The sequence below is a fragment of the Eubacterium maltosivorans genome (assembly GCF_002441855.2).
Taxonomy (GTDB): Bacteria; Bacillota; Clostridia; order Eubacteriales; family Eubacteriaceae; genus Eubacterium; species Eubacterium maltosivorans.
This window is the reverse complement of the sequence record NZ_CP029487.1, coordinates 3,417,721-3,437,427: the sequence shown is the minus strand read 5'-3', so window position 1 is coordinate 3,437,427 and position 19,707 is coordinate 3,417,721. Positions and strand designations below refer to the sequence as shown.

The following is a 19,707-nucleotide window of genomic DNA, read 5'->3' as shown; positions in this document are numbered from 1 at the left end:
TTTTATTATATTACATAATAGTTTATTATTTTTTGAAACTAAAAAACAACCAGCAGAAGTAATTATTTCTTCTGCTGGTTGTTTTCTATTTTACAATCTCAAAAACAATTCCTTCAAAGCCCTCCAGCGCCATTTTTAGTAGATGTGAACGCTCTGGCTCTGGCTTTAAAGCCGGGCTTTCTGCCTTTTTTGATTTGCCGGCACGATGTGGTGCGGACATTAATTCAGCCCTCTGGGTTTTTAACTTATAGGCGATTCTTTTGCTATTATTACCAGTACTGAAAATTTCTTTAACTTTTTTGCTTTCTGTCATCTCAAGAATCAGTTCCTCAACAGGTTTCGCGGCAAAATTAAGCACTGTCAGCAGCTCCTGCTCGCCCGCGCTGCGCCGGTAAGCCAGCACGGCAGTTTCCTTTGTTTTAACCGGAACAAAGGAAAAATATCCGCTGTGGTAGTCATTTTCATAGAGCGCCGGGCACATCCTGTAAAACTGGTTCAGGGCAGAAAAATAATCAGAAAATTCCTGATGGGCAGGGTATTTGAGCAGTCCCCAGTCCAGCTCGCGCGCTTCATCCCACTCTCTGAAATGCCCCATTTCGTTCCCCATGAAGTTCAGCTTTTTACCGGGATGGGTAAACATGTAGAGATACAAAAGACGCGCCTGCTCAAACTTTTCTTCATAGCTGCCGTTCATTTTATCCAAAATAGTTTTTTTCCCATGCACTACCTCATCGTGGGAAAAGGGCAGCATATAAAGCTCATTATAAAAATAATGCATGGAAAAGGCCAGCCTGCCCATGTGGTCCTTGCGGTCATCCGGGTGAATCTTCATAAAATCCAGGGTATCATTCATCCACCCCATATCCCATTTATAATCAAAGCCCAGCCCGCCATATTTCACAGGCGCTGTCACCTTTAAAAAATTGGTGGAATCCTCGGCCATGCGCAGCACTCCTGGATAACGCTCCGCCAGGCCCTCATTCATGGTCTGGATAAACTCAACCGCCCCCTCATTGACACCGCGGGCGGCGTCTCCCTGCCAGTACAGGGCGTTGCTGATGGCATCCATGCGCAGGCCGTCAAAATGGTATTTCTCGATCCAGAAGGCTGCCGCCGACTGAAGAAAACTCCGTACCTCTCCCCGGTAAAAATTAAAATTATAGGAACCCCATTCGCTGTAGCCTGTATCCGCGTCAGGGTATTCGTACAGTGCTGATCCGTCAAACTGAGTCAGGGCATAATCGTTGGTGGCAAAATGTACGGGGACAAAATCCAGAATCACACCAATCCCAGCCTGGTGGAAGGTATCGATGAGATACTGCAGCTCTGCCGGCGTACCGTAGCGGGAGGTCGCGCTATAAAAGCCCGACACCTGATACCCCCAGGACTCATCGGCAGGGTACTCTGTCAGCGGAAGAAATTCCACATGGGTAAAGCCGTGCTCACGCACATAATCCAGGAGCTCCCCGCACAGCTCTTCATAGCTGTACCAGCCCGCTGGACCCTCCTCCGCCTTACGCCGCCAGGAGCCAAAATGCATCTCATAAATGCTCATGGGCTCATTATAATGGGGCCGCTTCGCTCTTTTCTTAAGCCATGCCTCGTCCTTGAACACGTAATCCCACTTCACTAAAACCGATGCAGAATTTGGCCGCAGCTCCATAGCGCAGCCATAAGGGTCTGCCCGGTCCAGCACACGCCCGTCCATTTGGTGAATCCGATATTTATAGAGCATCCCGGCGTCTGCATTCTCTACAAAGCATTCATAGATTCCTCCCGTACCAAGGGGCTTCATGGGGGTGTCCTGCCAGCCGTTAAACTCCCCGATGAGCGTAACCGCTTCTGCTCCCGGCGCGTATACTCTGAAAACAAAGCCCTCCCGGCCGGCCTTTTCAATGCGGTGCGCACCAAAGTAGTCGTAGGCGTCAAAGGCCTTTCCGATATAAAAATCATGCATTTTCATGATGATGTCCTCCCCAGTTTATTACTTACAATTATATGGGAAAAACCTCGGCCCGTCTACTGCCAAAACGCCCGAAGTGTCAAAAAAGGCAAAGCCAGAACACTCTTTGGCTTTGCCCTTTGTAAACTTTCTTCAATTTTTCTTATTTTTCCAGGTAGGCCATGAGTGCCGCCCACTCGGCCTTTGCCTGATCATAGCCGGTCTTATAGCTCTTCTGAACGCCCTCTGGGTTGCGGTCGATCACCTTTGTCTCAATGGGGTTTTCTGGCCGCAGCACGTAAATCTTCCCTTCGTCCTCCAGCGCGTCAATGAGATCCATGGTTTCGTTGTAAAACAGATGGCGGTTTAGTATGCCATCGGCAAAGGCCGGGTGCTTCCGGTAATAGGAGCGCACCATCCTTTCATGGCCATAGGGCTCCTTCCGGTAGCCTTTTTCACGGGTCAGTACCAGGACGGCTTTCTCGTTGCCGTCCGAAAGCGCCCGCCGGACCGGGACGGAATCCGCAATCCCGCCATCCATGTAAGGCCTGCCGTCGATTTCCACCATCTGGCTCATAAACGGCAGCGAAGTGGACGCGGCAATGAGCTCCGCCACATCGCCCTCCATCTTTTCAAAATAGCGGGCCTCCCCGCTTTCACAGTCGGTAGCAGTCAGGTAAAAGGCGATGTCAGAGCTGTAGTAGGTTTTCATATCAAAAATATTATAACGTCTCGGCAGCTCGTTATAGGCAAAGCTGCGGCTGAAAAAATTTCCTTCCTTCAGCAGATTCCCCATCCCCATATACCGCTTATCCGGCATAAAGGTTTCCGCGATGGCAAAGCTGCGGCCCGGCTGCTCAGAAATATAGTTGGCGCCGTTGATAGCGCCCATGGAAACACCGATGATGTAAGGAAATTCCAGTGACTTTTCCATAAAATAATCCAGCACGCCGGAGGAATAAATGCCTCTGAAGCCGCCGCCCTCCAGCACCAGCGCTGTTTTCTCAAACCTCATCGTCATTCCTCCCTTATCCTCATGGTCATTTCAATCTGACAGAGGAGGGTTCCCTCCTGGTTCTCGATGTCCATTCGGTAAGTGTCCTCAGCGATTTCGGCAGATTTCACGGTGATCATGTCGCCGTAGAAGCCCTGATTTTTGTAGATAATTTTCGCGGTTTCGATCTCGCCTGCCTTTACCTTTTCCAGGGGCAGGGTCTCCAGCGCCCACGCCAGATACTTGACATGGTTGACGTGGCTGTTAAAATCAATGTCCAGGTAACGAACCTGAAAATTCTTGGAATCCGTCCATTCATCCACCTTCGCGACCCGTTTAAGCTTAAAATGGTTTTCGTGGCCGCTTTCGTAAACGTCCAGCTCCGGCACATTGCTCAGCCGCTCCAGACGATTTTCACTGCGGTTTTGCAGCATCCATTCCGTATCGCCCTCCACCATCATTCTGCCATCCAGAGATTTGATGGCAAAACGACGGTGGGCGGCGAATTTGTCAAAGGCGATGGCCTCCGTCTCGACCATAACCTCATCGTTAAACTTCGGGTATTCATGAAACTGCAGCTTGTATTTTACCAGGAACCAGGCCAGGCCCATCTCATCCAGAACCTCTGGCCCTACGCCGAGCTGCTCGCTCTGCTCCTGGCTGGTCTGCTGAAAGTAGTTCAACGCTGCTGTCGGCTGCAGCTGATAATTATAGGTGCATTCATAGCCGTTGATCTTCTGTTTTTTCTCGTAAATAATTCCCACTTCTGTTGTCTCCTTATTCTTTAAACATTAGCCGAATGCTTTAATTTTCAATGAGTCCAAGGGCGCGCAGGATAAACTCGCCGGTGCGCCGTTCAGTTCCCTGATAAGGGTAAGCGTGCATATCGGTACTCGGATTAAAATTCAGTTCAATGATGCCGAAGGGTGATTTCTCGTCCCGGTAGTCCTCAATGATGATATCCACACCGCAGAATACAGCCTTCACCGATGCCGCGGCCTCCACGGCAATGCGTTTAAAGAAGTCCGGCATTTCATCGGTCATGTCAATGCTGTCGCCGCCGGTGCTGATGTTCGAGTTGCCCCGCAGATAGACTGTTTTTCCATCTGGCAGCACATCGCCAAATTTCAGCTCCTGCTGTTTTAAATAAAGCTCGGTCTGCTCGTCCAGCTCAATTTTTTTAAGGGGCGCAGTATAGCCGTAGCCTCTGAAGGGATGTCTGTTTTTAACATCGACCAGCTGGGTGATGGTGTGGACGCCATCGCCGGTCACATTGGCCGGAACACGCTTCAGAACTGCGGCCACCTCCCCGCCGATCACCAGGAAGCGGTATTCCTGTCCCGGGATAAACTCCTCAATGATGACAGTCTTGTCGTATTCGAAGGCAATTTCAACTGCTTCAAGGAGGTCCTTCTCGCTGCCTCCCTGGTCAAAGATACAGATTCCCAGCCCATAGTTTGTGGATTTTGGCTTAATAACTACCTTTTTCCCGACATAGGGGCCAATGCGGCGCGCGGCTTCATCATAGCTTGAGAATTCCTCGCCGGCTGGTACCGGAATGCCCTTTTGCGCCATGATTTTCTTGGTAACCACCTTATTTTCCATAACGAGAACGGTGATATAATTGTCCAGCTCCGTTTTTGTCGCCTGCTTGACATAGGTCTTCTTATCTCCCCTGCCAAGGCCGATAAAATTATCCTGAGGGTCGATTTCCTCAACTGGAACGCCTCGGGTGATGGCTTCCTTGATAAGGATCTGGGTGGAAAGCTCATAGTTATCAAAGCCCTTTAAAAGATAACGGGTGTCGTGGCTTTCCTTTTTATAGGTTTCCGCCAGACGCATCATCCCCTTTAGATAGCCTTCCTTTTCCACAATTTCGGCCATCCGGTAAGCGTAGGTATGCTCCGGATGGATAACACGGTCCGTCATTACCTTCAGCACACCGCCGTTTCCGAGTTCCAGCTCAATATCCATCTTCTGCATTTTTTCGAGAATCTCAAGGGCCCAGCGGGTCATAGAGACCTCTTTGCCGTTCTGGCGGATCATAAGGTTGGGGTCCAGACCAAAAAAGGCGACTTTTTCTTCATTTTCAAGCCCCTCCTTCTGCCAGTCCGCATCGTCTGATTCCTCTTCAACCAGCAGGTAGAGCATAAACTGGTGCAGAAACACCAGATCCTTTTCGGCAATGCCGCATTTGTCAAAGACATTCAGGTCCACTGTCCGGATTTCAAGGTATTTAATGCCATCCTCTTCCAGTGATTCTAGAATATTGTCCACACCCTTTGCCTTCATCCGAATTTGGGTATAGAGCTCCTTGGGCGCTGAGATCAGGCCCTTGTCCACAAAGTTCTGGACATCCGCCGTATACTCTCTGACGGTGCGGTAGCTTGGGAAAAGGGCGATTTTATTTTTATAGCCGCAGATGGAATTTCTGAAGGATGGGCCAGTTTTTAACACATAGGAGTCATCACCCACAGGCTCCATCTGGCTGACACATTCGGGAATGTAGCTTTTATGCAGGGCCGAGCTGCAGCCTAAAAGGTAGATAACCAGCCACCGGTAGCGCAGATAGTTTCGGACCAGCTTGAGGTATACGCCATCCTTGAAGTCCTTGCGCGGCTTCTCCGGCGCGACGGCAGCGTGCAGCTTATCAATAAAACGTTCGGTAAAGGAAAAATTGAAATGAATGCCGGAAATCAGCTGTTTTTTGCCGCCGTAACGCTCAATCAGCCCTTTCCGGTAGGCCATCGCCGCCTCGGCGTCCTTTTCGCCCTCATACACCGCGATGGGGATGTCCCCGTCCTCTGGAATGTCACAGGGCATGGACTGGGGCCAGAAATACTCGTCTCCGATTTCATTGTTGACGATGTCGCAAAGCCCTTCAAGCACCGCGTAAGTCTTAGGCACTGTGTCATAGGCTGGTGTAACGACCTCCACCTGGCTTTCTGAAAAATCGGTTGTGATGTAAGGGTTTTTCAGCTTGTTGCCAAAAATCGCCGGATGCGGTGTCATGGCGAGCTTTCCTGCCGCTGTCACCCGCAAGCCTTCGCGTTCCAGACCAAAATCACCGGTCAGCAGCTCGTTGCTTGTAAATGTATTTTTTAAAATATCTAAGTTCATTTTTACACCTTGGTTATTCAAATTTTATTGGTTATTATACCACAAATCAACCTGAATGCATATTGAAGACGAATCCAACTTCTGTTAAGTTTTAAATCTGAAAAAAGCTTAAACGAAACAAAGACATCCCGGTTTAATAAAGATCAAACCGGGATGTCGCTTTTATGCGTTGGCTTCTAACTCGCGGTATTCAGGGTGTTTGTCAAACTCCGCCCGCGCAAAGGGACACAGCGGAATGATTTTTTTGTTTTCATCCCTTGCCTTTTGTACTGCTTTTTCGACCAGTACTTTTCCAATGCCCAGGCCTCCCATGTCTTCTGCCACTTCTGTATGCGAGATAATAAACATGCTCTCTCCGGTCGGCACAAATTCGATTTCTCCGACCTCTGTTCCTCCATCAGTCACAGCATAGATGCGGTTTTCACCATTTTTATATTCAATCATATTATAGCCTTCTTTCACAATTCAGTTGAAGACTATATACCCTCTGACAGTCAGGTAAAACACTGCTGCTGCTCTCTGTCCACCAGAGTGTCTATTTATCGGCACAGAGCTCTGCCAGGTATTCCTCAGCATATTTAGACGCTACCGCGCCGTCAGCCGTAGCGGTAACAATCTGGCGCAAGGGCTTAGTGCGCACGTCACCGACCGCAAAGACACCAGGGATATTGGTTTTTGTTGTCTCGTCCGCAATCAGGTAGCCCTGCGCGTCAAGGTCCAGAACGCCCTTGAACATATCTGTGTTCGGCGTCCGGCCAACCGCTACAAAAACACCGTCGCAGGAAAGCTCTGACACCTCGCCGGTTTTAACATTCTCTACCTTTACGCCGGTTACCAGGTCGTCATGAAGCACCTCGACCACTCTGGAATCCCAGACAAATTCAATGTTTTCAGTTTTTTCTAAAGTCTTCATGTATGTTTTTGATGCCCTGAGGGTATCTCGGCGGTGCACAATATAAACCTTCTTGCAGATTTTTGCTAAAAACAGGGCGTCCGCCACCGCGGAGTTACCGCCGCCCACCACAACCACTGTCCGGTTGCGGTAAAACATACCGTCACAGGTCGCGCAATAAGCCATCCCTCTGCCGCGGAGCTCATCCTCCCCGGGAATACCGAGTGTTCTGGGGGCTGCGCCTGTCGCTAAAATAACGGCCCCTGCCTCAAACTCGCCCTTGCCCGTCCGGATTACCTTCGGCTGTCTCTCCAGATCAATGGATAACACCTCGCCGATTTCTGTTACAACGCCAAAGCGTTCGGCGCTCTGCTGCATCTTTCCGCTGAGCTCAACGCCGTCCACGCCCTCCTCAAATCCCGGGTAATTGTCGACCCGGCTGGTGGTCGCCATCTGTCCGCCCGGCCACATCTTTTCGAGCACCATTGTAGAAAGGCCTGCGCGCGCGCAGTACAGTGCCGCTGTGTAACCGCCCGGCCCGCCGCCTAATATGATCACGTCGTATTTATTATTTTCCATTATTTGTCTCCTTTTGGAAGTTGCTGCAATTTTCTGTAACTTTATAAATTACATATTATACAGTTATTTTAACAGCCTAGGGCGAAAAAGTCAATAGCGTATCTGGAATGATTTGTTTTTGCACCCAAAGGGTATGTATGGTATAATAGAAGAAAATTATCAAAGGACTTTAAACCAAGCGATGTATTCGTTTTAATCCTTGGTCAAAAAGGCCACTGTGCTAAGGGGGCAACATAAATGAAGATGTTTGACGTTATTGTACTGGGCGGCGGACCTGCAGGCTATACAGCCGCGCTATACTGCGCCCGGGCGAACCTGAAAACCATGATTTTAGAAAAGATGTGGCCGGGCGGGCAGATGGCGACCACCAGCCAGGTCGATAATTATCCTGGATTTAATGAAGGGATTGACGGCCATGAGCTGAGTGAGCGTATGAAGCTGGGCGCGGAACGTTTTGGCGTGATCTCCGAATACGGCGAGGTCGTCAGTATCGAAGCCAGCGGCCAGCCAAAACGCATCAAGACAAACAGTGCCGAGTATGAGTGCAAGGCCCTGATCATCGCCACCGGCGCCGCCCCGCGAAGCCTCAACCTTCCCCATGAAGATGAGCTGCGTGGACGCGGCGTAGCCTACTGTGCCACCTGTGACGGCATGTTCTTCAAAAATAAAGTGGTCGCTGTTGTGGGCGGCGGCAACTCCGCGGTGGCCGATGCCCTGTATCTGTCCAAAATCTGTAAAAAGGTTTACCTCATTCACCGCCGCAACCGGCTAAACGCTACCAAGACCTATCTGGCGCCACTGGATGAGGCCGAAAATATCGAATTTATCTGGAGCAGCCAGGTGGTGGAACCCATTTACGGTGACCTTTTAACTGGTATTAAGCTTGAAAACACCGAGACCGGCGCGGTTTCCCAGTTAGACTGTGACGGGCTGTTTATCGCCATTGGCCGGCGCCCCAACACGGATCTGTTCGAGGGCATTGTGGATATCGACGAGGCAGGCTACATCATAGCTGATGAAACCACTCAGACCAATGTGGAAGGCATCTACGCGGTCGGCGATGTCCGCACCAAGCCGCTGCGCCAGATCATCACCGCGGCCTCTGACGGCGCGGTGGCCTCAAAATTTATTGAGGACTACTTTGTGCAGCTGTGCGGCAGAAACCATAAGGTAAAAAGCCTGCGCTACAAGAGTGAGCCCAACCGTTTCTTTGTCCTGACTCCGGAAAACTACGAGGTTGGCGAGCTGAACCTTGAGCCCACCACGGACAACACCTTTATCATCACTCATGTGGGCGTTGACAACAGCTACAACGGCCTGGGTATTGCGAAAGAGCTGGTGCGGCAGACCGTTGAAGCCGCGCGCCAGAATCACTGGAAGCTTATTCCAAGATGTCCCTTTGCAAAGGTAGAATATGACAAGCATCCCGAATATAAAGACACCTTAGCCTGATGGCAAAACAGCCTCCGCTTCACCGCAGAGGCTGTTTTTCTGTCAAGTCTCAAAAAATAAAAAAACAGCCATATCCCTATGACTGGTCATCTCTTTAAAAAGTTATATCCTCAAAGGCTTTAACGATAAATTGTTTTTAAGGAAAGGATATGCTATACTAGCCAGACAGGAGCATCCGGCTCTTGTGGCACTGGCATGGTTAATCTTGCCCCGGAAATGGGGTGCCCGTTTATGGACAGTAACCAGTTGATTCTGATTCTGGCGCTTATTGCGTTTATCGTAGGCTGCATAAACAAGAACGACCGTTAGCCTTTTCCACGAGCACTAACGGTCAAATCTAATGAATTATTGGGGCTGGCCGTTGCCGGTGTCCCTGTTTCTTTTTATATTATACCATATTTCCTTAAACTTTTCAAAAAATAAAAAACAGCCATACTGCTATGACTGGTCATCTCTTTAAAATGGTCTTCGTTCGAGGATCGCGCTGCTTCGCACCGCCGTGCTCGTCGCACAGCTCCTCACACATTCGGCTAAAAACGATCCACGATTTATTGCCGACGCCACCTTTTTGATTAGAGATTGTGATGACTTTGGTTTTTGCCATAATTGGCACCTCCTCAATAAAAAAACCGTTCAATGGTTTTTGAGCGGCTTTATCATTCTCCTTCTACATACAGCCTTGAATTGTACGCCAAATTCGTACGCTTGCCTCTTTTGCTTTTCTTTGTAATTTTTAGTATAATGTTCTTATTCTTGTAAACAAGTGAGGCGGCATATGGTTGATTTCAACAAAATGATAAAAGCAGGTGAATATCTGCCAGAATTTAACCTTGTCACACAGTCCAATTTACCATGCGGGCCGATTTACCAGTCAAAGGGACTTCGCGTTCATATTGAAAAAAGGCATCCCGATTGTCTCGCTTACTTGCCCCATATTTCTGAAATGCTTGAGTTTCCGGATTATATTGGTAAAAATCCAAAAGAGCCCAACAGCATTGAAATTGTAAAACATTATGATGCTAACATTATGGTTGCAATTAAACTTGATCTGAAAAATGATTATCTGTTCATTGCTTCTTTGTATGCCATCAGTGATGGAAAGCTAAAAAAACATTTAAACAGCGGTCGACTTAAACCTGTCTGCTCTTTATCCCTAGACCTTGACGCCTTCTTTGAAAAGCCTTATAATGAGAGTATAAAAGAATAAAGGGTACATAGATTATACCAGCAGGTAATTGAGGTTGGAAATGGCTCCCAACACACTCTTTCGAGTACCTGAGATGCAGGATACGCCGCCCTGCCGATTATCTGCTGTATATAAGCCGTCTGATTTTTCAGGCGGCTTTTTATTTTCTACTGTTCAATTTAATCCTATAACGCTTTTTACCCAACCGTACAACACGCTGTCACAGTTTTCGATTTTGACAAACTCAACAATATGTTTGATCTGTTTTATCCTTTTAAAACGCTTCTTTTATCTTTCCAATGAAAATAATGCCGTTTTAGCCGGAAACAGCCCGTTCCAAACCAATGATTACAATCGTAAGGATCAACGATGCGGAAAATATTCGGACAACAAAATAACCGTTATTAAACATCAGATGAGCCGGCATACATAAGTAAATAAAAAAGCCGCTCCTGCCTCATAACAAGACATAAACGACCTCTGTCATACCGGAATGGTACAACGGCTTCGCACCTTGATTATATCATATTCGGTAACTTATAACAAACCGAAGAAAATGTACACCGTTTTTCCCAGTACGATAGGAGTACATAATGAAATATGATAAAGCTACCCGTCGGGGAAAAGCTTGTTTTCGTTACAGACATTGGAACCCCGTGTTAAAAAAAATCACTAAGGAGCTGACAGCAAAGAATGTGGCATCTTGAACGTCGACAGAAAAAAAGAACTGCCTCAAAAATTGATCTCTTTTATGAAACAGACCTTTGAGCCAGATTTCCAACTGGTGTACAACTGGTGTACGCCGTTATTTTATAAAAAAATAAAAGCCCACAAAAGGGCTAAAACACTAACAAAATGGTCGGAGTGAGAGGATTTGAACCTCCGGCCTCATGGGCATACTAAGAGCGTTTTTTTACATACTCTCTTGTGTAATAGTGTAGTATTCATGCGGGCTCCGAAGCTTTACCCGCTATAATAAAAGGCTTCAAAAAAATCTAAAATACAAATTTACTGGGAAAAAACTGGTGTGTAAAATGGTGTTTTCAAAGGTTCTTAATAATGTAGTATAAATATCATTATAGTTTCTTTTTTACTACTTATTTATCGATAAAGTGTATTCAATTTCTAACAGCCAATAACAAGAAAAGTCTGCTTTTGTAATTTACAATTATTGTTCATCTTTTTTATATTATTGGTACTACTCACAATGATAATTGAATTAAGCACAGTCACTTTAGATCCCAGATTACTAAAGATAGAAAAAGAATTGACAATGGCAAAAATTCATTGTTTTTAAAAACACGACATTTCGGGGAGTAATTAACTTTTACTCCTCTTAAGTAATAGGTAAAATAAAAAAAGTTTTAAAAAGTTTCCTGAAAATATCCTGATGGACATTCTTGTAAAATCCACATCAACGCTCATCTCTACTCAGAGATAAAGGTCCAAATCTTTAAACATTGACATCGTCATAAAACCTTTTCAGTCATACTAAAATCATTTTATTATCAAATTATTTTTTACAATAAACAATCTGGAAACGAAGATAGCGAACCATCAGATGTGGTCTTCTTAATTTCTAATCCAACGTAATTATAAAAATCTTCTAACATATTTTTATTGTTTAAATGGTCTTTGATAAATGACTCATGTTGAGGATTGCATTCGAGTTTTTTTAATAAAGCTGTACAAAACGAAGCATTAACTTTTAGTTCCTCTGTAACTTCTTTACTATCTGAATCGCTAAAATATTCACAATACTTTTTGCTTTTTTGGTATTTCATATCTTTGAAAAAGTGCAATAAAACAACTATCGGTATAGTTTTATAATGCCCATTTTGTAGGTCGATTGTTTCGCATATGTTCATAACGCCGTTTAAAATGTATTCAATATCTTTTTCTTTTCTAAAGATCAATATATTTATATAAAGCACTAATATTCCTAAGCTTGTTTTTATATGCTTTTTCATCAATGGCTCTATCAGAAACATTGACGATAAAGATACAAAACATCGTTTTTCTTTTTTGTTAGCAAATTCGAAGCCCCAATTTCCATAGATCAATCGCACGTTTCCTATTTTGACTGATTTGTTTAAGTTTAAAAGTATCATAATCACCAATAAAATTAGTGATATCATTATTATACTCACAAAATTTTCTTGCAGACCTAAAATACAAGCAATAAAAAATGTCACTATCATCATCGAAACAATAAATAATAGAATCAACCTACTGCTTTTTTTACTAAATTCAGATGCTAAACTTTTATCCGCATTTATTTCAACGTACTGAACATTTTTAATATTCCCTATTTGTCTAGATTCTTGTAAATATTCCCAAACCAATTCTTGAAAAGAACTAAACACTTGATTCTTTTTTAAAATTTTCCAGAAACTTTTTTGATACATTTCCGAGTAGTAAGATTGTAAATAAAGATTCATATTTTGTTTATGTATAATTTTTTGTTTTGATATTAAAAATGGAATACTCGTTGCCATTATAAAGGCAATAGGGATAAACGATGATAAACTAAGTGTAAACCCTATAATGCTTCCAATATGGCTTTTATTATCTATAGAATAGACTATTATAGAGCTAAAACTTAAAAGAAAAAAGAGCCATAACCAAAATGTATAATGCTTTTTCTCTAAAAGTTCTTCAACTGTCAACAACCCAAAACTATTTTGCTTAAAATTTGTGTATATCGCAACAAAAGAAAAAATTCCTATTAGGCATGTAAATTCAGCATCTATAATACTGCTAAATGCTTCTGCTGCACTAAAAGGTATTTTCAAATTTAAATCAAAAATAAACACTAGAGTTCCGATAAAAAAAAGCATATAAATTATCTTTAGAATATAAAAAAAACAATTAATTATTTTATCTAAAACTGTTTCTTCAGAAAATTTAAACTGCCTTTTTTCGTAATGCATATTCTGCTCGATAAATAATTGAGGCTTTATTTTAGCCATCACAATAAAATATATTTGAATTATTAAATACATAAAAGGAATAAAAGGTAAAGAAAATAAAAACATTTTTTGCTCCTGTTCTTCAAATTTATTGTATAATGATTTTTATTTATAACATTTTCTACAATTATACTGTCATAAATTTTATAATTTGTTGCTGAAAAAATAATGGTTAAAGTAGTATTCTAAATTTTATTTGATAACGCTAATAATATTTTTTCTTATATATTTTTATTTCAAAATCACTTCATTTATTTCCTCAAGAGTATTTTTTACATCACTCCAGTCGGTCTTTTTAGCATAAGCATTCTTTTCTTGATAATTAAGCCAATGCTTTTTTAACGGGCATACTAAAAGCGTTTTTTTACATACTATCTTGTATGATAGTGTAGTATTCATGCGAGCTCTGAAGCTTCACTCGCTATAATAAATGGCTTCAAAAAATCTAAAATACAAATTTACTGGGAAAACTGGTGTAAGAATGGTATTAATCAAAGCAGCCGTATTAATTCTATATGTCTGCTTTTCTATTATGATAAACTGTTATTTGCTATTCGACTTCATAAAAAGTGATAATATAGTCATTATATCATAAAATACAAGAAATAAGGTCATACTATGGAAAATTTGGAAATGTTAGTTAAGGACTATTTGTTTTATTGCCAAAAGAGAAAAAAATTAGATTTCAAAGCAATACGAGCATATAAAACAGATCTTGCACAATTTGTAACGTTTTGTAGTGAAAAAAATAACCCATTTGAAAAATCCAGTATTAACAACTATTTTATAACAATTTTGAATGACTTTAAGCCTAAGACCGCCAAGCGAAAAATAGCTTCTTTAAAAGCTTTTTTCCATTTTTTAGAACTCGAAGAAATTATACTCCAAAATCCATTTAACAAAATTAGTTTAAAATTCAGAGAGCCGATTATATTACCAAAAACAATTCCTTTAGATACAATACAAAAGCTTTTAAAGACTATTTATCAAGAACAAAATGATGCGAAAACCGAATTCCAAAAAAAATGTATTTTGCGCGATATCGCAGTAGTTGAGCTGCTATTTATGACTGGAATGAGAATTTCCGAACTATGTCTACTCAAGTCCGAACAAGTAGATTTTCAAGATAATAAAATTCTTATCTTTGGAAAGGGCGCAAATGAAAGGATAATACAAATTGGCAGTGATTCTGTAATAAAAATACTGAAAAATTACTCTTCTGTTTTCTATTCCGAAATCAGTAGGAGTGGCTGGTTTTTTGTTAATCGACTTGGCAAAAGGTATTCAAAGTAATCCGTGAGGTCAATGATAAAAAAATACGCAAAAAAAGCTTCAATTATTATGAATATCACACCACATATGTTTCGCCACTCATTTGCGACACTATTACTAGAAGCAGACGTTGATATTCGATACATACAAAAAATGTTAGGTCATAGTTCAATCACTACAACTGAAATATATACTTCTGTATCTATGACTAAACAAAAAGATATACTTACTAATAAACACCCTCGTAACTTTATTCATATTTAAAACTCAAAGCCGATATCATTTATTGTTATCGGCTTTTTAGTACTTATTCAACTTATCTTTTTCAATATTCCTTTACTTATCTGTTATTGTATAAACGAATGATAATTACAAATTATTACCTGCTTGTATCACAATTTGCATTTTAATTTTTTCTATATTTTATCATTATTTTCATATAATATAAATTTATTTTCTATTTAAATACCATATTTACTGTTTTGATAAATTCTCTAAAAATTTTTGAATTAAAAAAAGTTGCGCTGTATTATCAACTTGTTTGATCTGTTCAATTATTTTATCCTGTAAATTCTTAATGTCATTTTCATTACTCATAACCAGTATCTCCTTGTATATTTATTAACTAAATCTAATACTATTAATGAATTCCATATTTTAAAATAATCTGTTTTATAGCTATACATTACTGTATAAGTATCATACTAATTTTCTGTTTAACATTTAGACTCTTATATATTGAAAAAAATAAAAAAATTATAAAATTTTTTGCGTTCTAAAAAATATATTTGAAACGGAGCAAGGTAAATTTAATCCCCTTTAGATGCACGAGCATTTGCTTCGTAGTATTTCGTGCTTATAATTGTATGATAGAGTTCTATTGTCTCGATCACAAACGCTCCAATGTTGCCCTATGATTATGATTCTAAACGATATTGTCTTGATTTAGTATTTTAATAATATTGCCTCATATATTTAATGTAAATATTTCTTACTAATAATATATAGGACTTTCATTAAACATCTCTATTTTTTCTTTAACATCATCAACAACGTCTTCCAGTAACGCCCCTAAAACAATTCTTTACACGGATTTTACCTGAAGTGAAAGCTGCAGCCTATCTTAACCTGAAATTTCTTTGTTCCGCCATGTTAACCCATTATTAAGTTACAGCCTTAATAAAACAAACAAAGGTAAAGCGAACCCCATCATTCCTTTCTCATATCTCATAAGCGCAATGCATAACCGTCCCATTGTCCTTTCTCAATTATCATTATAAAAAATTCTTTCCATAAATTTTTTATAGCCGTAGTTGACCGAAAACGCGCCTGGCTAACGTCGCTTACTACCGAATTAAAGAGTATTTACTTTAATAATCTTAATCTACGTTTAAAAGATCAAAAAGGATTTAAAATGATTGTTTTCAAATAGGTATTGAGACTACTCTAAATCTTTTGTGTGATATTAATATTTATCCTCTTAAATATATATAGGAAAAAAATAAAAAGTTGACGAAACTTTTTATTTTATCAAAACTCAACAATAGACACCACAAATACCAGATTTGGGTAATAACTTATATACTCCTACTACAATATATTTATGGTTAATACCCCTTACAGCCAGTAAGGAATTATCCATCTTGTTGCTTAAGCTGTTAGAATGAGTATGGCAATTGGTCTGGCCTTTTCCTCCTAGGACTTAACGTCCGTAGAATAGTCCGCCAACCAGCCTCTCATTCGCAGCATTCGTTTTACGCAGGTTGAACCCCTTTGGCGTTCGTGTGACACCCCCAGTAGATTGAACAGGCAATGAGAAAACTGGTGTTGACCATTGCAAATCCATTTTAAAGGAGTACCCATTATGAACGCAGTTGGTATTGATGTTTCTAAAGGTAAAAGCACCATTACGATCCGCAGGCCCGGCGATGTCGTCCTTATGTCTCCTTGTGACATTCCTCACACTCAATCCGGAATCAATGGCCTGATTGAGAAACTTCGAAGCCTTGATGGTGAAACCAAAGTTTGTATGGAGCATACTGGCCGGTATTATGAGCCGCTTGCTACCTGGCTTACCGATGCCGGTATTTTTGTCAGCGCTGTCAATCCCATTCTGATCCGGGACTTTGGCGACGATTCTCTCCGCTCTCCCAAAACCGATAAAGCGGATGCTAAAAAAATTGCACGTTATACCCTTGACCGTTGGACATATTTGAGGCAATATGGAAACATGGATAAAACACGCAATCAACTCAAAACCATGAACCGGCAGTTCGGCTTTTATATGGACCAGAAGACCGCCATGAAGAATAACCTCATCGCCCTTCTTGACCAGACTTATCCCGGGGCCAATACCTTCTTTGTCAGTCCTTCACGCTGCGATGGCAGCCAGAAATGGGTGGATTTTGTCCACACTTACTGGCATGTGGACTGTGTCCGTAACCAATCGCTGAAAGCCTTCATTGCGCACTATCACAACTGGTGTAAGCGCAAAGGCTACCACTTCAGTATCGACAAAGCAGAGCACATCTACCATCTTTCTTCTGACCTGATCGCTGTGTTCCCAAAAGATGACAACACCAAAATGCTCATACGGCAGGCGGTCACAATGCTCCATACCGCTTCCGTGACCATTGAATCTCTGCGTCAGAAAATGAATGCGGCCGCTTCGACTCTGCCGGAATATTCCATCGTTACGGCAATGAACGGTGTCGGCCCAACGCTTGGTCCTCAGCTCATGGCTGAGATCGGGGATGTTACCCGGTTCACTCACCGCGGTGCGCTTACTGCTTTTGCAGGGGTTGACCCCGGAAAGAACGATTCCGGGCAGCGCACTCAAAAAAGTGTGCGTACTTCAAAAAAAGGCTCGCCAATCCTGCGAAAAACCCTCTTCCAGATCATGGACAGTCTCATCAAGCGTTCGCCTATTGATGATCCGGTTTATGCCTTTATGGACAAAAAACGGGCACAGGGTAAGCCTTATTACGTTTATATGACTGCCGGTGCGAACAAATTTCTCCGCATTTATTACGGACGGGTAAAGGAATACCTTTCCACCCTGTCTAAAAACGAAGAATCTTAATCGAACTCGCTCATCATTCCCTCTCAGACCAGCGTACTGCGGTGGTCTGATTCTTGTGCTTTTTATTCAACCTGTTTCAATTTCTTAAAGTTCTTCCATTTCTGCTTGACTTTTTATTTGCAGACTATTCATCAGCTTAACTTTCACCCGAACATTTAAAAACCAGTTATATACATAGCATCATATTATATTTCTATCGCATTTCTAACAAAACTATAATTATAAGTATTTATCTTCTTTTTTCTACATATACCCTTCATGATTTCATGCAGGGACACAATAGAGTTACACCAAAACATCCAAAAACAAACCTTTCCTTTCACACTTTCTAAAGTCCACTATATATATTTCACAATTTATTTTCATATACCTACTTTTAAGTCTTTTTACAAAGAGCTACATGAAGACCGCAAACCGATTGCTGACAAAAATAAAAGCTGAACATCAGGCACAAGAGAAGTGCACGCTGTTCAGCCTAATTTATTATCTAAAATTTCCAAAGGGGCTTTCCCCTTGGTACGTGGTTTTGCTTTCTTAGTATAATTTATAACACATTCTATTGACATTGCCTTAAAAATCCCATTGCCGCAGGAGCGGTCAAGGGTAATTGGCGTGAAAAAAAAGAGACGTTATGGCTTAGCATAAAACGCAAAAGCAAAACCAATCCCATCAGCAAATAGGGCAAATATATGAGAGCACTTATCCCTTATTTAATACTGATCTTTTGGATACTTTACCCCAAACTTGTGAGCGCACTTCTGGAAACAAGATCATTTTTTATTAAAATTGAAATGGCAGATGTCTATTTCAGGGCTTTCCTACCTTGATCTCCAAATATAAATTTCATCCCCACAAGTTCCAATTTTTGCTCTGTTTTATTTTTTAAAACTACATTTCAACTACTTTTCTAACGGTCCTTGCTGTTCTTATTGTTAATTTATTACTGATGTTTCCACGCGCTGTTTTTGGCCACCAGTTTGTCTTTTGATAGTTTTTTCGGCTAAAAGACCAGAATATCGCTTCTTTATAGTTTAGTATCTTTTCTAATTTTTCTTTCGCTTCTCCAATCTCACTAAACACATCAACAAATGTAGTTGGCGGCATAATAAAAATTAGATTATCATAAATTTCCTTATCTTTATTACCCCACCAATCAGGAGCATTGCGTAAGATGTCCTCAAGTTCTTCTTTTTCTATAACAAAAATAGGAATATCTAAACTAAACTGTTTTTTTATTATCGTCACAATTTGTTTTGTTATACTTTTTATATTATTTTTATCGCTCGAAAAAATCACATTACCACTGTTTAGATATGTCTTAACTTCTTTATATTCTAATTTTTCAAACTCATTTTTTAGTCTAGTCATTGGAACTTTGTTTTTGCCGCTTATATTGACACCACGTAAAAAAGCAATATATCTTTTCATATCCGCTGATACCCTCATGACTTGCTTTGTTTTATTCTCTACTGCATGCACTCATTAATATATTCTATAGGCACATCCATGCGCTCCGCTACCTGTATCGGAGTCATTCCACTATCTATGAATCTTTTACAAACCGCCTTCATATTTTCACCCACTTCGATAATATGCCTGTCCGGATCATAAAAGCGAACCACACGTTGCCCCCAAGAATGTTCCTTGATCGGGTGAACATATTGAACATTACACTTTCTGAGGTTATCTGCAAATTTATCAAAATTATCTTCTTCAAAATAAATTTCAAAATTATTGCCTCCAAAGGAAATGTCACCTTTACCAATAAAATTCTTGTATGTATCCAATGTCTGCAAGGCCAACCCCCCCGTTAAAGTCTTATTTGCGCCAAAATCCATGACAACCTGAAGTCCCAAAACTTTTTTATAAAATTCAACGGTTTTATCTATATCTGATACAACTAACATAGGATTTTTAACTTCCATTTCAATACCTCCTGCAAATATTTTTATTTGTCTAACTATTCAATTATCTTTTTCATTCACTGCTGGAATTGTTCGTCCGTTTCCTCGTTCAACGGCATAACTTTTTTAATTTTCCCGGCCACCAACGCCTCTAAATCATCAACGCTACGAAGCTCCTGATGTTACACTTTTACTGCATTCTGGATATTTTAAAGTATAGCAGCAACGATAACAATTTTCCCTAGCTATTTTCTGCTGTCCATATCGCTCTTTATCTCCTACAAGGCAGCAATGAATACACTCTTTATTTTC

Annotated in this window: 15 protein-coding genes and 1 pseudogene; 5 read left to right on the top strand and 11 right to left on the bottom strand. The window is 41.4% G+C overall.

Annotated features, from left to right (window positions below):
* Window positions 1-85: 85 nt before the first annotated feature.
* The 6 genes from glgB to trxB (CPZ25_RS15790) all read right to left on the bottom strand — a co-directional run bounded on the left by glgB (window position 86) and on the right by trxB (CPZ25_RS15790) (window position 7,527).
* Complete coding sequence (glgB, locus tag CPZ25_RS15815) at window positions 86-1,963, bottom strand: 1,4-alpha-glucan branching protein GlgB (protein ID WP_096920731.1); 1,878 nt, start codon at window positions 1,961-1,963, stop codon at window positions 86-88.
* A gap of 142 nt (window positions 1,964-2,105) precedes the next feature.
* Complete coding sequence (locus tag CPZ25_RS15810) at window positions 2,106-2,957, bottom strand: patatin-like phospholipase family protein (RefSeq protein WP_074617807.1); 852 nt, start codon at window positions 2,955-2,957, stop codon at window positions 2,106-2,108.
* 2 nt (window positions 2,958-2,959) lie between these two features.
* The gene (locus CPZ25_RS15805; protein ID WP_074617806.1) at window positions 2,960-3,700 is read right to left on the bottom strand and encodes an acyl-[acyl-carrier-protein] thioesterase; all 741 of its coding nucleotides are present in this window, start codon (window positions 3,698-3,700) and stop codon (window positions 2,960-2,962) included.
* A gap of 40 nt (window positions 3,701-3,740) precedes the next feature.
* Window positions 3,741-6,056: a bifunctional glutamate--cysteine ligase GshA/glutathione synthetase GshB gene (gene gshAB, locus CPZ25_RS15800; protein WP_096920730.1), complete on the bottom strand. Its 2,316-nt coding sequence runs from the start codon at window positions 6,054-6,056 to the stop codon at window positions 3,741-3,743.
* A 162-nt stretch (window positions 6,057-6,218) separates the two neighbouring features.
* The gene (locus CPZ25_RS15795) at window positions 6,219-6,500 is read right to left on the bottom strand and encodes a GNAT family N-acetyltransferase (protein WP_207670826.1); all 282 of its coding nucleotides are present in this window, start codon (window positions 6,498-6,500) and stop codon (window positions 6,219-6,221) included.
* 91 nt (window positions 6,501-6,591) lie between these two features.
* Complete coding sequence (trxB, locus tag CPZ25_RS15790) at window positions 6,592-7,527, bottom strand: thioredoxin-disulfide reductase (RefSeq protein WP_096920729.1); 936 nt, start codon at window positions 7,525-7,527, stop codon at window positions 6,592-6,594.
* Between the two features lie 237 nt (window positions 7,528-7,764).
* Between trxB (CPZ25_RS15790) and trxB (CPZ25_RS15785) the strand changes: the two genes are divergently transcribed.
* The gene (trxB, locus tag CPZ25_RS15785) at window positions 7,765-8,979 is read left to right on the top strand and encodes a thioredoxin-disulfide reductase (RefSeq protein WP_096920728.1); all 1,215 of its coding nucleotides are present in this window, start codon (window positions 7,765-7,767) and stop codon (window positions 8,977-8,979) included.
* 448 nt (window positions 8,980-9,427) lie between these two features.
* Here the strand turns inward: trxB (CPZ25_RS15785) and CPZ25_RS20555 are convergent, their stop codons facing one another.
* The gene (locus CPZ25_RS20555) at window positions 9,428-9,583 is read right to left on the bottom strand and encodes a hypothetical protein (protein ID WP_167495255.1); all 156 of its coding nucleotides are present in this window, start codon (window positions 9,581-9,583) and stop codon (window positions 9,428-9,430) included.
* Window positions 9,584-9,754: 171 nt separating this feature from the next.
* Between CPZ25_RS20555 and CPZ25_RS15780 the strand changes: the two genes are divergently transcribed.
* Both CPZ25_RS15780 and CPZ25_RS15775 read left to right on the top strand, forming a co-directional pair.
* Window positions 9,755-10,186: a PBECR3 domain-containing polyvalent protein gene (locus CPZ25_RS15780; RefSeq protein WP_096920727.1), complete on the top strand. Its 432-nt coding sequence runs from the start codon at window positions 9,755-9,757 to the stop codon at window positions 10,184-10,186.
* A gap of 40 nt (window positions 10,187-10,226) precedes the next feature.
* On the top strand, window positions 10,227-10,598 hold the full coding sequence (locus CPZ25_RS15775) for a hypothetical protein (protein WP_133067101.1): 372 nt from the start codon (window positions 10,227-10,229) through the stop codon (window positions 10,596-10,598).
* 1,087 nt (window positions 10,599-11,685) lie between these two features.
* Here the strand turns inward: CPZ25_RS15775 and CPZ25_RS15770 are convergent.
* On the bottom strand, window positions 11,686-13,203 hold the full coding sequence (locus CPZ25_RS15770; protein WP_074618538.1) for a hypothetical protein: 1,518 nt from the start codon (window positions 13,201-13,203) through the stop codon (window positions 11,686-11,688).
* A 552-nt stretch (window positions 13,204-13,755) separates the two neighbouring features.
* Between CPZ25_RS15770 and CPZ25_RS15765 the strand changes: the two are divergent.
* Window positions 13,756-14,673 (top strand): annotated as a pseudogene (locus CPZ25_RS15765) (tyrosine-type recombinase/integrase).
* A 210-nt stretch (window positions 14,674-14,883) separates the two neighbouring features.
* Here CPZ25_RS15765 and CPZ25_RS21045 read toward each other — a convergent pair.
* Window positions 14,884-15,006, bottom strand: coding sequence for a hypothetical protein (locus CPZ25_RS21045; RefSeq protein ID WP_263422126.1), 123 nt, complete (start codon window positions 15,004-15,006; stop codon window positions 14,884-14,886).
* Window positions 15,007-16,273: 1,267 nt separating this feature from the next.
* On the opposite strand from CPZ25_RS21045, the gene CPZ25_RS15760 reads away from it, so the two are divergent.
* Complete coding sequence (locus CPZ25_RS15760; RefSeq protein ID WP_074618537.1) at window positions 16,274-17,491, top strand: IS110 family RNA-guided transposase; 1,218 nt, start codon at window positions 16,274-16,276, stop codon at window positions 17,489-17,491.
* Between the two features lie 888 nt (window positions 17,492-18,379).
* Here CPZ25_RS15760 and CPZ25_RS15755 read toward each other — a convergent pair.
* Together CPZ25_RS15755 and CPZ25_RS15750 are read right to left on the bottom strand one after the other, a co-directional pair.
* On the bottom strand, window positions 18,380-18,919 hold the full coding sequence (locus CPZ25_RS15755; RefSeq protein WP_058695853.1) for a DUF1697 domain-containing protein: 540 nt from the start codon (window positions 18,917-18,919) through the stop codon (window positions 18,380-18,382).
* Between the two features lie 38 nt (window positions 18,920-18,957).
* Complete coding sequence (locus CPZ25_RS15750; RefSeq protein ID WP_074618536.1) at window positions 18,958-19,416, bottom strand: VOC family protein; 459 nt, start codon at window positions 19,414-19,416, stop codon at window positions 18,958-18,960.
* Between the last annotated feature and the right edge of the window lie 291 nt (window positions 19,417-19,707).